General features: G+C 56.7%; 12 protein-coding genes and 4 tRNA genes. 2 read left to right on the top strand and 14 right to left on the bottom strand.

Annotation, left to right across the window (positions count from 1 at the left end):
* The first annotated feature begins 12 nt into the window (after positions 1–12).
* Both hemX and hemY read left to right on the top strand, forming a co-directional pair.
* Positions 13–1,146, top strand: a complete 1,134-nt coding sequence (gene hemX / locus E0E17_RS07925) for a uroporphyrinogen-III C-methyltransferase (protein ID WP_130833152.1) — start codon at positions 13–15, stop codon at positions 1,144–1,146.
* A gap of 2 nt (positions 1,147–1,148) precedes the next feature.
* Positions 1,149–2,345, top strand: coding sequence for a protoheme IX biogenesis protein HemY (gene hemY, locus E0E17_RS07920; RefSeq protein ID WP_130833150.1), 1,197 nt, complete (start codon positions 1,149–1,151; stop codon positions 2,343–2,345).
* A gap of 546 nt (positions 2,346–2,891) precedes the next feature.
* Here the strand turns inward: hemY and E0E17_RS07915 are convergent.
* From E0E17_RS07915 to wecB, 14 genes are all read right to left on the bottom strand, one after another.
* Positions 2,892–2,968, bottom strand: a tRNA-Pro gene (locus E0E17_RS07915).
* 30 nt (positions 2,969–2,998) lie between these two features.
* Positions 2,999–3,085: transfer RNA gene (locus E0E17_RS07910), tRNA-Leu, on the bottom strand.
* Positions 3,086–3,101: 16 nt separating this feature from the next.
* A tRNA-His gene (locus E0E17_RS07905) sits at positions 3,102–3,177 on the bottom strand.
* 58 nt (positions 3,178–3,235) lie between these two features.
* Positions 3,236–3,312, bottom strand: a tRNA-Arg gene (locus E0E17_RS07900).
* Positions 3,313–3,471: 159 nt separating this feature from the next.
* Positions 3,472–4,212: a lipopolysaccharide N-acetylmannosaminouronosyltransferase gene (gene wecG, locus E0E17_RS07895; RefSeq protein ID WP_130833148.1), complete on the bottom strand. Its 741-nt coding sequence runs from the start codon at positions 4,210–4,212 to the stop codon at positions 3,472–3,474.
* Positions 4,213–4,246: 34 nt separating this feature from the next.
* The gene (gene wzyE / locus E0E17_RS07890) at positions 4,247–5,590 is read right to left on the bottom strand and encodes an ECA oligosaccharide polymerase (RefSeq protein ID WP_130833146.1); all 1,344 of its coding nucleotides are present in this window, start codon (positions 5,588–5,590) and stop codon (positions 4,247–4,249) included.
* A complete protein-coding gene (gene wecF / locus E0E17_RS07885; RefSeq protein WP_130833144.1) occupies positions 5,587–6,657 on the bottom strand; it encodes a TDP-N-acetylfucosamine:lipid II N-acetylfucosaminyltransferase in 1,071 nt (356 codons plus the stop codon). Before wecF ends, wzyE begins: the two co-directional genes overlap by 4 nt.
* Positions 6,654–7,904, bottom strand: a complete 1,251-nt coding sequence (gene wzxE / locus E0E17_RS07880; RefSeq protein ID WP_130833142.1) for a lipid III flippase WzxE — start codon at positions 7,902–7,904, stop codon at positions 6,654–6,656. The genes wecF and wzxE overlap by 4 nt, the downstream gene beginning before the upstream one ends.
* Positions 7,904–9,034 carry a dTDP-4-amino-4,6-dideoxygalactose transaminase gene (gene rffA, locus E0E17_RS07875; protein ID WP_130833140.1) on the bottom strand — a complete coding sequence of 377 codons (1,131 nt, stop codon included), beginning with the start codon at positions 9,032–9,034 and terminating at the stop codon, positions 7,904–7,906. The genes wzxE and rffA overlap by 1 nt, the downstream gene beginning before the upstream one ends.
* Complete coding sequence (gene rffC, locus E0E17_RS07870) at positions 9,021–9,728, bottom strand: dTDP-4-amino-4,6-dideoxy-D-galactose acyltransferase (protein WP_130833138.1); 708 nt, start codon at positions 9,726–9,728, stop codon at positions 9,021–9,023. The genes rffA and rffC overlap by 14 nt, the downstream gene beginning before the upstream one ends.
* Positions 9,706–10,587: a glucose-1-phosphate thymidylyltransferase RfbA gene (gene rfbA / locus E0E17_RS07865; protein ID WP_130833135.1), complete on the bottom strand. Its 882-nt coding sequence runs from the start codon at positions 10,585–10,587 to the stop codon at positions 9,706–9,708. The genes rffC and rfbA overlap by 23 nt, the downstream gene beginning before the upstream one ends.
* Positions 10,584–11,681, bottom strand: a complete 1,098-nt coding sequence (rfbB, locus tag E0E17_RS07860; protein ID WP_130833133.1) for a dTDP-glucose 4,6-dehydratase — start codon at positions 11,679–11,681, stop codon at positions 10,584–10,586. Before rfbB ends, rfbA begins: the two co-directional genes overlap by 4 nt.
* On the bottom strand, positions 11,678–12,937 hold the full coding sequence (gene wecC / locus E0E17_RS07855) for a UDP-N-acetyl-D-mannosamine dehydrogenase (RefSeq protein WP_130833131.1): 1,260 nt from the start codon (positions 12,935–12,937) through the stop codon (positions 11,678–11,680). The genes rfbB and wecC overlap by 4 nt, the downstream gene beginning before the upstream one ends.
* Positions 12,934–14,064 carry a non-hydrolyzing UDP-N-acetylglucosamine 2-epimerase gene (wecB, locus tag E0E17_RS07850; protein WP_130833129.1) on the bottom strand — a complete coding sequence of 377 codons (1,131 nt, stop codon included), beginning with the start codon at positions 14,062–14,064 and terminating at the stop codon, positions 12,934–12,936. The genes wecC and wecB overlap by 4 nt, the downstream gene beginning before the upstream one ends.
* Between the last annotated feature and the right edge of the window lie 3 nt (positions 14,065–14,067).

The following is a 14,067-nucleotide window of genomic DNA, read 5'->3' as shown; positions in this document are numbered from 1 at the left end:
GGATGTGCCACAATGACGGAACAAAAAACGTCCTCCGCCATGGTTGAAGAAACCACCCCTGCGGTAGATAACACCACGACGCCAGCGTCTGAGCCGCCGCGCAATCGCAATAATAGCGGTGCGGTGCTGGGTGCGGTGGCGATTGTGATCGCACTGGCGATGGGAGCGGGCTTATACTTCTACGGGAAACATCAGGCCGATTTACAGGCGCAAACAACGCAACAGCTGAGTGAGCAGCTCGCCAGCCTGCAACAACAAGCCAGCAACGATAAACAGCAGTTGGGCCAGCAGTTAGCCAGCGCCAATGGCGCGCTGCAGGAAGCACGCAATCAGCAGGAAGCGACCGAACGCGAGCTGGAAAAGCTGCGTGAAAAAGTCGCTACCATTTCCGGTAATGATGCCCGCACCTGGCTGCTGGCACAGGCGGATTATCTGGTTAAGCTGGCGGGACGCAAGCTCTGGAGCGAGCAGGATGTGACCACTGCCGCCGCGCTGCTGAAAAGCGCAGACGCCAGCCTGGCGGACATGAACGATCCCAGCGTCACCAATGTGCGCCGTGCGCTGACCACCGATATCAGCAACCTCTCAGCAGTGAGCCAGATTGACTATGACGGCATCATCCTCAAGCTGGATCAGCTGTCGAACGGCGTTGATAACCTGCGCCTGGCGGACAACGACAGCGATGACGCGCCGATGGATAACGACGGCGGCGAACTCTCCAGTTCACTGCGGGAGTGGCGACAGAATCTGGTAAAAAGCTGGCATAACTTTATGGATGATTTTATTACCGTCCGCCGCCGCGATAATACAGCGCAGCCGCTGCTGGCCCCCAATCAGGACGTCTATCTGCGTGAAAACATCCGCTCGCGCCTGCTGATCGCTGCGCAGGCGGTGCCGCGCCATCAGGATGAGATCTATAAACAATCAGTCGATACCGTGTCGGCCTGGATCCGCGCCTGGTATGACACCAACGATGCGGCCACCAAAGCGTTTCTCGCCCAGCTGGACGAGCTGAGCCAGCAGAGCGTTTCGATGGAGATGCCAGAATCCCTGGAAAGCCAGCCGCTGCTGGACAAACTGATGCAGACGCGCGTACGCAACCTGTTGGCACAGCCATCGGTTCCGGCTAACCCGCAGGGAGAGTAAGTATGTTAAAAGTATTGATACTCTTCCTGCTGCTGATTGCCGGGATCGTGATTGGGCCGATGATCGCCGGACATCAGGGCTATGTGCTGATTCAGACCGACAACTGGAACATTGAAACCAGCGTCACTGGCCTGGCGATTATCCTTATCCTTAGCCTGATCGTAATTTTCGTGGTGGAGTGGCTGCTGCGTCGCCTGTTTCACACCGGCGCACGTACGCGCGGCTGGTTTGTGGGCCGTAAACGTCGTCGCGCCCACCGCCAGACGCAAAGTGCGTTAATGAAACTGGCGGAAGGCGATTACCGACAGGTCGAGAAATTACTGTCAAAAAATGCTGACCACGCCGAGCAACCGGTCGCCAATTATCTGCTGGCCGCGGAAGCCGCACAGCAGCGCGGCGATGAAATTCGCGCCAATCAGCATCTGGAACGCGCTGCGGAGCTGTCAGAAAACGATCGCATCCCGGTGGAAATTACTCGCGTGCGTATTCAGCTGGCGCGTAATGAAGATCACGCTGCCCGCAGCGGCATTGATCGCCTGCTGGAAGTAGCGCCGCGTCATCCGGAAGTGCTGCGTCTGGCTGAACAGGCCTATGTGCGCACCGGTGCCTGGGGAGCGCTGCTGGATATTCTTCCTGCCATGCAGAAATCGCAGGTGGGTGATGAAGAACATCGCGCCGCGCTGCAGCAGCAGGCCTGGCTGGGCTTAATGAATCAGGCCATGGCCGAACAGGGCAGCGAAGGACTGAAGCGCTGGTGGCATAACCTGAGCCGTAAAACGCGTCAGGAAACGGCGCTGCAGGTCGCCATGGCGGATCACCTGATTGAGTGTGACGATCACGATACCGCACAGGAAATCGTGCTGGACGGGTTAAAACGTCACTACGACGAGCGTCTGGTGTTACTGATGCCGCGGATTAAAAGCGGTAATCCGGAAGCGCTGGAAAAAGCGCTGCGCCAGCAGATTAAACAGCACGGCGCCACGCCGCTGTTGCAGAGTACGCTGGGTCAGTTGCTGATGCGTCATGGTGAATGGCAGCAGGCTGCAGAGGCGTTTAACCAGGCGCTGGCACAGCGTCCCGATGCCTTTGATTATGCCTGGCTGGCGGATGCCTGTGACCGCCTGCATCGCCCGGAGGAAGCTGCCAAAATGCGTCGTGAAGGCTTATTGCTGACGCTGAAGAACAACAGCGGCAGCTGATGCCAGTTTTTTGTACACGCCGGGCTGATGCCCGGCTTTTTTTTGCCTGATGACTGATAAAAAAACACCTGCCAGAGGCAGGTGAAAGATCAGGTCGGTCAGACAACCGATTTGGTACCCGACTCAACGTAGTGTCCGTAGTTCCTGTAAGACAGAAGCGATACAGGCGGGGCGGACAACAGGTACCACAAATTGGCTCTGCATCATTCCCGGGTTTATGCAGCATCAGCAGACATAAGAAGTGGAATGAGCATCTACAGCAGAAATTATTGCATAATCCATGCCAGAATGGCAGTTATCTGAACTCTCTTTAAAAATCCTGAGATTAAACAAATAATAAAAGAACGCAGCGGGCAATTTCCCCTGCCGTTTTGTCACGGTCATTGGCAAAAATGTCGTTAACCAGAGACGGATAAAACCAGCAAAAAGAAAGCAGAAAGGAATCAGCAGGATAGATGTCGTAAAACAGCGACAGGCAATACCGGGGAGCGTCGCCATTTTCAGGACGCAGAAAACAAAAAACCTCGCAAATGCGAGGTGAAAAGATGGTCGGCGAGAGAGGATTCGAACCTCCGACCCACTGGTCCCAAACCAGTTGCGCTACCAAGCTGCGCTACTCGCCGATTTTAATCTTTCTTACTGCTTATTTTGCCTGGTGCGAAGAGAGGGACTTGAACCCTCACGTCCGTAAGAACACTAACACCTGAAGCTAGCGCGTCTACCAATTCCGCCACCTTCGCGTATCCCAGCAAAATCTGGGGTGGCTAATGGGACTCGAACCCACGACAACTGGAATCACAATCCAGGGCTCTACCAACTGAGCTATAGCCACCATAATTCTTTTACTAACGCGGTAATCTAACCACCGCAGCTCTTGCGCACAAACTAAATGGCGCGCCCGACAGGATTCGAACCTGAGACCTCTGCCTCCGGAGGGCAGCGCTCTATCCAGCTGAGCTACGGGCGCGTAGCGCCGTTGCGGATGGGCATACTACGGATTTGCCGTGATGCTGTCCAGTGCTTTTTTCACAAAAAAACGCGTTTGATTACGCTTTGTGCGTTATCCCGGCTTCCCGCTCACTATTTCTGCACAACCGGGTAAGAATTGCCGCAAAAATCAGCGATATCAGAGATCGCCGCGCCAGTGGTAGCGCAAATATCTCAGCAGTTTTAGCTGCCTGCGCCAGCGACTCGGCTGCATAATAAGCCGGTAAAGCCACTCCAGCCCCAGCTGCTGCCAGATTTCAGGCGCTCGTCTGACATGACCGGTGAACACGTCGTAGGTACCGCCGACGCCCATATAGAGCGCCTGCGGCCAGACCTGGCGACAATCACGCATCAGGATTTCCTGACGCGGCGAGCCCAGGGCCACGGTAACGATCTGTGCGCCGCTGGCCGCCACGCGCGCCAGCAACGCATCGCGCTCTGTCGGCGCGAAATAACCATCCTGGCTGCCGACAATATTGACGTTCCACTGACACCGCAATTTATCGCAGGTTTCATCCAGAACCGGCTGCCGCCCGCCAATCAGAAACACCGGCGTGCCCTCGCGCCCGGCGCGCTCCATCAGCGCTTCCCAGAGGTCAGCGCCGGCAATGCGGCTTACCTGCGCAGCGGGATATTTTTTGCGGATGGAACGGACAATGCTGATGCCGTCAGGGTATTTAAATTCTGCCTGCTGCAGCAGCACCCGCAGATCGCTGTCGGTTTCGGCCGTCAGCATCTTCTCCGCATTGATTGCCACCAGCGTACCGCAACGCACTTTTCCGTCAGCAAAAAGAAAATCAAGAAACGATGCCATTCGATCGAAACCGTACAGCGTCACACCGCGAATCTGATACTGCGGCGCATCGGGTTGCCTTGTCATAAGCTGTTTTTATCTTCCTGTTGTGGCAGATGGCTCAGGTTGAGCGCTGTAACGTCTGAACCTCACGCCGACGAATCAGCCCGGCGTGATCCAGTAACCAGTAAAGCAATTTTGCCATCACGATACAGGCGCTAAAAATAATGCAGAAGAACACCACGCGCGATCCGAACGCATCCAGCCCTTCACGCACCAGCACGATCATATTAAATACCGCCCCGAAGCAGAAGCTCTGCAGAATAGCCGCTTTATAAGGGTTACTCTCCTGGCACCCACGCGCATAGAGCCAGTCAAACCATTTAATAATCATACCGACCGCGACCGCGCCCAGCGGCAGGAACCACACGCCGCCCATCACCACCAGCGAACCAATCAGCGTGGGCGAGATCGCCAGCCCCGAATGGTTGCCCAGTACCTCCCAGGTAAAGTAGTTAGCGCTGTTCAGCACTGCGGAAGGCCGATCCGGCCACAGCCAGCCGGGAATAAACACGTAAAAATCGCGCCACAGCGGTGCCAGCCCCTGAAACCTGATGTTGTCATAGTGCTGCAGCAGCAGCGCCAGATTTTCCCACGGAGAAAAGGTATCGCGCGTCAGATAGAGGAAGGTGTAAAACGCTTCGTCACCCGCCACGTCCAGGTTATAGCGCCGCAACGCCAGCCAGAACATGCCAACAATCGCCATCGCCCCGGCACCGGCCAGCATCCACAAGGTGATCCAGCCACGCGTAATGCCAATAAACAGAAACAGCGCAAAGGCGATAATGATATTGGCGCGCGTACCGCCCACCAGCGCATAGGTCAGCAGCCCAAATCCTACCGTGACCAGCAAAAACAGGATCCAGTTACGCTGCGTGGGCCGCAGGAAATAGATCACCAGCATCGCCGGAATAAAGAAGTAGAAGAAGCGTTTGAGTGCCACGCCAGACACTTCACTGGAGAAAATCTGGTTATAGGCGCTCAGGCGGAACAGCAGAAAGCCGTTATGCAAAAAGAAGAGGGTTACAGTGCTCAGCGCCACCAGCGCCAGCAGCAGCCAGCTCAGATGCGTCTCTACCCGGTTCAGGCTGAACAGCGCTCTGCCGGGCGGTGCCGTGGCAGGCTTCAGACGTATTTTATAACTGACATAATAGATGGCGTAAAAGGCGGTGGCCGCCAGCAGCGCCTGCAGCAAATAACCTGCGGGCACGACCGCCATATCAAATCGGAACACCAGAATACTGGTCAGAGGAAAACCAAAATAAAAAGTCAGTAAAAACAAGAGTGAAAAAAACAGATGAAAGTTGAAGCGTACCCGGCGGAACTCGCGCCAGGTCAGGGTCAGCACAAAGCCGAGTGACAGCAGATAGACCGTCAGCAGACCGCTGAACTGCATCAGGTTCATATTGCCTCCCTTTCGCTGAGCGTTAAGGCAGCTTTCCAGCCCGCCAGATACGCCGGTGCAAAAAAGGCGATGGCTGCTTTATCACACTGCGCCAGTTGGCGACGTGCTTCAGCAATGAGCTGTTCATTCAGCAGCTCATCGCTGAACAGTACCGGCAGCTGCTGCTCGCTGAGATCGCGCCAGAACGGATTTTTCCGGTTAAGCACAAAAGGGATATTGGCCTGGATAAGCAGACAGAGCGTACCTATCCCCTGCTGCCTTGCAAAGAGAAAATAGCCTAACTGGCAACGGGCGATCAGCTGCAGAAAATCGGGGAAAGCGAGTTTTTCCCGGATAAGATGTACATTGCCCGCCGGAAACAGGCGCTCTGCGGCTTCAGCCACCCGGGCAATGTACGCCTCGTTATCTGGCGGATAACCCAGCGGCACCTCAATGCGCACCTGATCGCCAAACTGCGCATGAATCGCTTCCAGTGCCTGGATATGCCGGTTGCTGGCATCGCCTGAATTTCCCAGCAGAATGGTAAAGGGTTCTCCACCAGATAAGGATGCCGGCGCGCTTTCCGGTATACGGGTCGGAAAGTAGAGCAATGAACAGGGCACGCTGGCATGACGTTGCTGATAGTGATGGATATCGCCGCGGGTAGCAAACAGATGGGCCACCCGCCCCTGCGCCAGGCGACGCAGCAGATAAAATAGCCGGAATTTCAGGCCCCGCGCATCCTCATAGAGATCCGCTCCCCAGACGTGCCAAAAGATCTGGGAGCGTCTGATTTTACCGCTCAGCAGCGCCAGCCAGAGATAAGGATTGAACTGTCCATGACAGAAAAAACGCTGCTGATGGTTGGCCGCGCGGGCCATCATCGCCTGCGCCAGCGCTTTTTTGCTGGCAAACCGCTCAATCTCCAGCGCGTCAAAACCGGCAAACGCCTGCGCATCCTGTGCCACCACCATAAAGCGACGGGGATAAGCCACAGGCTGCTCGCGACTTAAAACATCATTAAAAAAGCGCAGCACGGTCTGGTTGTGATGGGGGATATCCGATCCCAAAACATGAATTAACGTCATTTTTTCCAGCAATAGAAAATGAATGCACCGCAACAGAGCGCAAACCAGATCATATAGGTGGCCATATACGCCTGCACCGCGCCGGTAGCGCCGTGCAGGGGGATCAGCCAGCGCGAAAAAAGTGTCAGAAGTATAAACTGGCTGACCTCCGCCACAATGTAGAAACGCAGCGAGGCTTTCGCGATCACCAGATAGCCAAACACATAAGCGCCCACTTTAAAAATGTCGCCGCTCAGCTGCCAGACAAAAAGATCGCGCATCCCATGGAATTCAGCGGAGAACAGCAGCCAGATAGCGACATCGCGCAGCAGCCAGATAGCGAGGCTGACGGTCACCACCGCCGGGATAACAAAGCGCAGCGCACGCCAGATTTCGTGCGCGATCTCTTTTTTGCTCTGCAGACGCGCCAGCGTGGGCAACAGCCAGACGCTAAAGGTGGCGGTAATAAACTGCAGCCAGGCGTCAGAAAGCGTAGTTACGCCCTGCCATAAGCCCACCTGCTGCCAGCCATACTGTTCAGCCAGCAGATTACGCATCATCACCCAGGCTACCGGCAGCGTGACTGCGGTGATCAGCGCCATCAGGGTAAATTTAGCCAGGCGGCGCATCAGCGCCGGATGCCATTGCGGTCGCAGCCAGGCGATCGGCAGCGCCACACGCCGCTTTAACAGGCTGAAGGCCGGGATCACCACCAGCGCAGGCACCAGCGCCAGGCCCACCAGCGCCCCGGCATAGCCGCCAGTCAGCCAGCACAGCAGATAGCCCATCACTCCCAGCACACTGCCGATAATCAGCGCCAGCGCATTGCTGCGCGCGTCGCGAAAGCCTTTCAGCAGTGACAGCAGCAAATTCGCCCAGGCGATGCCCAGCTGCAAAAAGGCGACAATACGGATTACATGCTGATAGCGATCGTGACCAAACAGCGCCACGCTTATGGGACCTGCCGCCAGCAGAAACAGCAGTGCCAGCATCAGCGAGAAGCCGAGCACCATGACCGAAGCGGTTCCGGTCACCGCACGCAGCTGCGCCGGCTCATGCTGATATTGCGCAACGTATTTTGTCACACCATTGAAAATACCGGCGCCAGCCAGCACGCCGAGTACGGTGATCAGCTGACGGAAGTTGCCCGCCTGGCCGACCCCTTCCGGGCCAAAGCTGAGCGCCAGCAGCTTGACCACCAGCAGCCCGGCAATAATTTTCACCAGTGTGGAAGTCGCCGTCCACACCGACGCTTTTGCCAGTGACATCAGGAGAAGAAGCTCAACAGAGAACTGATCACGGTGTTTTGATTATTGTCTGACAGGTTGTAGAACAGCGGCAGACGCAGCAGGCGTTCACTTTCCCGCGTGGTGAAATTATCTTCGCCCTCAAAGCGGCCAAAACGCTGACCGGCAGGTGAAGAGTGCAACGGAATGTAATGGAAGACAGTTAAAATTTCCGCCTCTTTCATCCAGGCGATCAGCGCGCTGCGATCCTCATTATCCCGCAGTTTGATATAAAACATATGCGCGTTGTGCTGGCAGCTGGCCGGGATATACGGCAGCTCGATGCGCCCGCTGGCCGCCAGCGGCTGCAGCGCCTCATAGTAGCGCTGCCAGAGGCGTAAACGCTGTTGATTGATGCTTTCCGCCGCTTCCAGCTGCGCCCAGAGCCAGGCAGCCTGCAAATCGGACATCAGATAGCTGGAGCCTAAATCGCGCCAGGTGTATTTGTCCACCTGACCACGGAAGAACTGACTGCGGTTTGTGCCTTTTTCGCGGATGATCTCGGCACGTTCTACCATGTGGTCATCATTAATTAGCGTGGCGCCGCCCTCGCCCCCCGCCGTGTAGTTTTTGGTTTCATGGAAGCTGAAGCAGCCAATATGACCAATACTGCCCAGCGCGCGTCCTTTGTAGGTCGCCATTACCCCCTGCGCGGCATCTTCAATCACATACAGCTGATATTTCTGCGCCAGCGCCATGATGGTGTCCATTTCACAGGCCACACCGGCATAGTGTACCGGCACAATGGCGCGGGTTTTCGCGCTAATCGCCGCTTCAATACGCGTCTCATCAATATTCAGCGTGTCGGGCCGCACGTCGACAAAAACGATGGTCGCCCCGCGTAGCACAAAGGCGTTGGCGGTGGAGACAAAGGTGTAGCTCGGCATGATCACTTCATCACCGGGCTGGATATCAATCAGCAGGGCGGCCATCTCCAGCGAGGCGGTGCAGGAGGGCGTGAGCAGCACTTTTTTACTGCCAAAGCGCTGTTCCATCCATTGCTGACAGCGGCGGGTAAAGCCGCCGTCACCGCACAGCTTGCCGCTGTTCATCGCTGACTGCATGTACTCGATTTCGCTGCCTGTGATCGGGGGAGCATTAAATGGAATCATCACCTTTCCTGTAAAACCAGTACGCGGTGCTTTCCAGTCGGGCACCGCTGCGTAAATAGAGGCGCATGGCCGCAAGATTACTGAGCTGCGTCGCCACCCGCAGCCGGTTCAGCTGTCTGACGCGTCCCCAGTCGGCGGCGGCCAGCATTAACCGCTGCCCTACGCCGTTGCCCTGTGACTGCGGCAGAACGGCGAGCAAACCGATACGCGCATCGCCATCAGTTTCGCGCAGTGAGACAAAGCCCTGCAGCGTTCCGGCGTCATCCACCGCGATCAGGCACTGATCGTCAAAGGTGCCGCGCACAGCATTTTCAATCCATTGCGCATAAAAATCACTGCTTGCGCCGCTGGGAAACCAGGGAGCGCGAAAACGACTGCGGGTAAAGGCCTGTGCCGCCGCCGCGCGCAGAGCGGGAATCTGCGCCTCACGCGCGATACGGACGCCGGTCTGCCGCTCGGTTCGCTTGATATTTAAGGAGAGATCCGCTTCCCCTTCTACCAGCTGAAAACCGTGCTCGCTCAGCGCATCGATAATCTCCACACGCTCTGACGGCACTTTCGCCTGCAGCAGCGCCCAGGGGCGCATCGCTTCTGTATCCAGCGGCTGCGTCCCTTCAAATCCGACGCGTGCCGTGCACAGGCCAAAAAAATCACTCTCCCAGGGGAGCGGATTAATATTGACGTGGATGGACATGTAATAAATCCAGCAGATACTGGCCGTAGCCGGTTTTGGTTAAGGCCTGCGCCGCCGCGTAAAGCTGCTCGTCGCTCAGCCAGCCGTTGCGCCAGGCAATCTCCTCCAGACAGGCGATTTTAAAGCCCTGACGCTTTTCCACCGTTTGCACAAACATACTGGCTTCAATCAGGCTGTCGTGAGTGCCGGTATCCAGCCAGGCGAAACCGCGCCCCAGCAGCTCAACGGACAACTCCCCGCGCTCAAGATACATCTGATTGATAGAGGTGATCTCCAGCTCGCCCCGCACCGAGGGTTTCACCTGTTTCGCAAACTCAACCACCTGATTATCATAAAAATAGAGGCCGGTGACCGCCCAGCGCGATTTGGGCTGGCGCGGTTTCTCCTCGATGGAGAGCGCATTGAAGTTGTCATCAAACTCCACCACGCCAAAGCGCTCCGGATCCATCACCTGATAGCCGAACACCGTGGCGCCCTGGTTTTTCGCCGCCACTTTTTTCAGCTTCGGGCTGAATCCCTGGCCAAAGTAGATATTGTCGCCCAGCACCAGACAGCAGGGATCCTGACCAATAAAAGATTCGCCAATAAGAAACGCCTGTGCCAGTCCATCCGGGCTGGGCTGCACCGCCCAGGAGAGTTGCAGGCCAAACTCGCTGCCGTCCCCCAGCAGCCGGACAAAGTAAGGTTGATCCTCTGGCGTGGTGATAATCAACACCTCACGGATCCCGGCCAGCATCAGCACTGATAACGGATAGTAGATCATCGGCTTGTCATACACCGGCAACAACTGCTTGGAGATGCCGCGCGTGATGGGGTGCAGACGTGTTCCGGAACCTCCCGCCAGCAGGATACCTTTCATGCTTCGCTCCCCGGCTGTTGCGTGGTCGAAGACAATCCGAGACGTTCACCACGGTAACTGCCGTCCATGATCGCCTGCCACCAGGCGCGATTATCGAGATACCACTGCACAGTTTTGCGGATGCCGCTTTCAAAGGTTTCACGCGGACGCCAGCCCAGCTCGCGCGCAATTTTGCCGGCATCGATGGCATAACGCTGATCGTGTCCGGGTCGATCGGTAACAAAGGTAATCAGATCGCGATAGTGACGTAAGCCCACCACTTTACGCTCCGGGGCCAGTTCCTCCAGCAGCGCGCACAAGGTTTCTACCACCTCAATATTGCGACGTTCGTTATGGCCGCCAATATTATAAGTTTCACCCACTTTGCCGTGACTCACCACGGTATAGAGCGCGCGGGCGTGATCTTCGACAAAAAGCCAGTCACGAATCTGAGCGCCTGCACCATAGACCGGCAACGGCTTGCCGCTCAGGGCGTTGATGATCATTAACGGGATCAGTTTTTCGGGAAAATGATAAGGACCGTAGTTGTTAGAACAGTTGGTTACGATCACCGGCAGACCGTAGGTACGCAGCCAGGCGCGCACCAGATGGTCGCTTCCCGCTTTGGTGGCAGCGTAAGGACTGCTTGGCGCGTAAGGGGTGGTTTCAGTAAAAAACGCCGTGCTGTTCTCCAGGTCGCCAAACACTTCATCGGTGGAGATATGATGAAAAAGAAAGGCGCTTTTGCGCGCCGCGGCCAGCGCGTTCCAGTAGTGGCGCGCCGCTTCCAGCAAATGATAAGTGCCGACAATATTGGTTTCGACAAAGGCCAGCGGACCGTCAATGGAGCGATCCACATGGCTCTCCGCCGCCAGGTGCATAATGCAGTCGGGCTGATAACGCGCCAGCACGCGGTCGAGTGCCGGGCGATCACAGATATCGATCTGTTCAAAAGCAAAGCGGGAATTATCGGCCACGCTGGTGAGCGAGTTCAGGTTACCGGCATAACTGAGCTTATCGACCACCACTACGCGGTGCGGCGTTTCATTAATCAGAAAACGCACCAGCGCTGAGCCAATAAACCCGGCGCCGCCGGTAATTAAAAACTGCTTCATCGCCAGACCCCTTTGGTATCTACGATCCACGGCTGGGTCACACTTCCGGCGTCGATGGCGCGGAAGGCCTGATGATCCACCAGCATCACCAGCAGGTCAGCCTGCTGCAGCGCCTGTTGCAGCGGAACCAGTTGCGCCTCGTTAGCCAGCCGGGCCGGAATCTGCTGCACGTGCGGTTCCACTACCCAGGTTTTGCCGCTGTGCCAGCTGGCGATCAGGTGCGCCACTTCCATCGCCGGGCTTTCACGTAGATCGTCGATATTGGCTTTAAACGCCAGGCCGAAACAGGCGATGGTAATATCGCTGGCGCGTTTCCCGCTGTGGGTAAGGCAGTCCGCCAGCGCGCTTTTCACCTGCTCCAGCACCCAGCCAGGTTTGCTGTCATTCACTTCGCGCGCCGTGCGGATCAGGCGCGCCTGTTCCGGGTTTTGCGCCACGATAAACCAGGGGTCGACTGCGATACAGTGCCCACCAACGCCGGGGCCCGGCTGCAGAATATTGACGCGCGGATGACGGTTTGCCAGCGCGATCAGCTCCCAGACGTTGATGCCCTGTGCGGCGCAGATCAGCGACAGCTCATTGGCAAAAGCGATATTCACGTCGCGGAAGCTGTTTTCCGTCAGCTTACACATCTCCGCAGTGCGGGCATTGGTTTCCACACATTCGCCCTGCAGAAAAATACGATAGAGCGCGCTGGCGCGTGCTGAACAGGCGGGCGTCAGGCCGCCAATCACACGATCGTTTTTTATCAGCTCCACCATCACCTGACCGGGCAGGACGCGTTCAGGACAGTAAGCGACAGCCACATCGCTGTCGCCTGGCTGCAGTGGAAAACGCAGATCGGGACGCATCGCTGCCAGCCATGCTGCCAGCTGTTCCGTGCTGCCCGGCGGCGAGGTAGATTCCAGAATAACCAGATCGCCTTTTTTCAGCACGGGGGCGATCGATTCTGCGGCGGCGCGTACAAAACTGAGATCGGGCTGATGATCGCCGATAAAGGGCGTGGGTACCGCGATTACAAACGCATCTGCGGGTTCTGGCGTGGTGGTTGCCCGCAGGCAGCCTGTGTTCACCGCCGCGCGTACCACTTCATCCAGGTCCGGCTCAATAATATGGATTTCGCCACGATTGATGATCTCCACCGCGCGGGCATTAATATCCACCCCCACGACTTTTTTTCCCTTTGAGGCAAAAACGGCTGCGGTCGGCAGCCCAATGTAACCCAGTCCAATGACGGAGATGGTTTCAAAACTCATAAATAGACCCTGTTGCTTTTTAAAGCCTGCAGGATGCGCCTGCAGGCCTGGCCGTCGCCATAGGGATTATGTGCATGGCTCATCGCTTGCCATGCCGCGTTGTCCCGCAGCAGATGGCTCACTTCAGCCACAATTTTATGGACGTCGGTCCCTACCAGCCTGACCGTTCCCGCTTCGACCGCTTCCGGCCGCTCGGTGGTTTCACGCATCACCAGCACCGGTTTGCCCAGCGAGGGCGCCTCCTCCTGAATGCCGCCGGAATCGGTGAGAATCAGCCAGGCACGGTTCATCAGCCAGACAAAAGGCAGATACTCCTGCGGCTCGATCAGGAAGATATTGTCGATATCGCTGAGGATGCGTTTTACCGGCTCGCTGACGTTGGGATTGAGGTGTACCGGATAGACAATCTGTACCTGTGGATGCTGACGCGCAATCTGCGCCAGCGCGCTACAGATACGTTCAAAGCCATCGCCAAAGCTTTCGCGGCGATGACCGGTGACCAGAATCAGCTTCTTGCTGGTGTCGAGAAAGGGGTAACGCGCGGCAAGACGCGCGTTCAGCTCAGTATCACCTACGACCCGATCGCGTACCCAGAGCAGCGCATCGATCACCGTATTGCCGGTAACAAAAATACGCGCGTCAGGCAGGTTTTCCCGCAGCAGATTGCGGCGTGAGGTCTCGGTCGGCGTAAAATGAAAGGTAGCCAGATGACCGGTTAATTTACGGTTAGCCTCTTCCGGCCAGGGCGAGTAGAGATCGCCGGTGCGTAAGCCCGCTTCAACATGGCCTACCGGCACCCGATGATAAAAGGCCGCCAGACTGGCCGCCAGCGTGGTGGTGGTGTCGCCATGCACCAGCACCATATCGGGATTAAAATCGGACAGTACGGTTTTCAGGCCCTGCAAAATCCGGCAGGTAATCTCCGTCAGCCCCTGCTCCGGGCGCATAATATTGAGATCGTAATCGGGCTGCAGATGAAACAGCTGCAGTACCTGATCAAGCATTTCCCGATGCTGGGCGGTCACGCAAAGACGCGATTCAAAATCAGCATCCTGTGCCAGCGCCTTTACCAGCGGCGCCATTTTTATCGCCTCAGGTCGGGTACCAAAAACTGTCAGAACTTTCACACG

The organism is [Erwinia] mediterraneensis (genome assembly GCF_900604315.1).
GTDB lineage: Bacteria > Pseudomonadota > Gammaproteobacteria > Enterobacterales > Enterobacteriaceae > Pantoea > Pantoea mediterraneensis_A.
This window is presented reverse-complemented; position numbering and strand designations above follow the sequence as displayed.

Bases quoted from the DNA above. Each gene is read 5' to 3' on its own strand.
- hemX (WP_130833152.1), top strand. From the start codon at position 13: ATGACGGAACAAAAAACGTCCTCCGCCATGGTTGAAGAAACCACCCCT.
- hemY (WP_130833150.1), top strand. From the start codon at position 1,149: ATGTTAAAAGTATTGATACTCTTCCTGCTGCTGATTGCCGGGATCGTG.
- wecG (WP_130833148.1), bottom strand. From the start codon at position 4,212: ATGACAAGGCAACCCGATGCGCCGCAGTATCAGATTCGCGGTGTGACG.
- wzyE (WP_130833146.1), bottom strand. From the start codon at position 5,590: ATGAACCTGATGCAGTTCAGCGGTCTGCTGACGGTCTATCTGCTGTCA.
- wecF (WP_130833144.1), bottom strand. From the start codon at position 6,657: ATGACGTTAATTCATGTTTTGGGATCGGATATCCCCCATCACAACCAG.
- wzxE (WP_130833142.1), bottom strand. From the start codon at position 7,904: ATGTCACTGGCAAAAGCGTCGGTGTGGACGGCGACTTCCACACTGGTG.
- rffA (WP_130833140.1), bottom strand. From the start codon at position 9,034: ATGATTCCATTTAATGCTCCCCCGATCACAGGCAGCGAAATCGAGTAC.
- rffC (WP_130833138.1), bottom strand. From the start codon at position 9,728: ATGTCCATCCACGTCAATATTAATCCGCTCCCCTGGGAGAGTGATTTT.
- rfbA (WP_130833135.1), bottom strand. From the start codon at position 10,587: ATGAAAGGTATCCTGCTGGCGGGAGGTTCCGGAACACGTCTGCACCCC.
- rfbB (WP_130833133.1), bottom strand. From the start codon at position 11,681: ATGAAGCAGTTTTTAATTACCGGCGGCGCCGGGTTTATTGGCTCAGCG.
- wecC (WP_130833131.1), bottom strand. From the start codon at position 12,937: ATGAGTTTTGAAACCATCTCCGTCATTGGACTGGGTTACATTGGGCTG.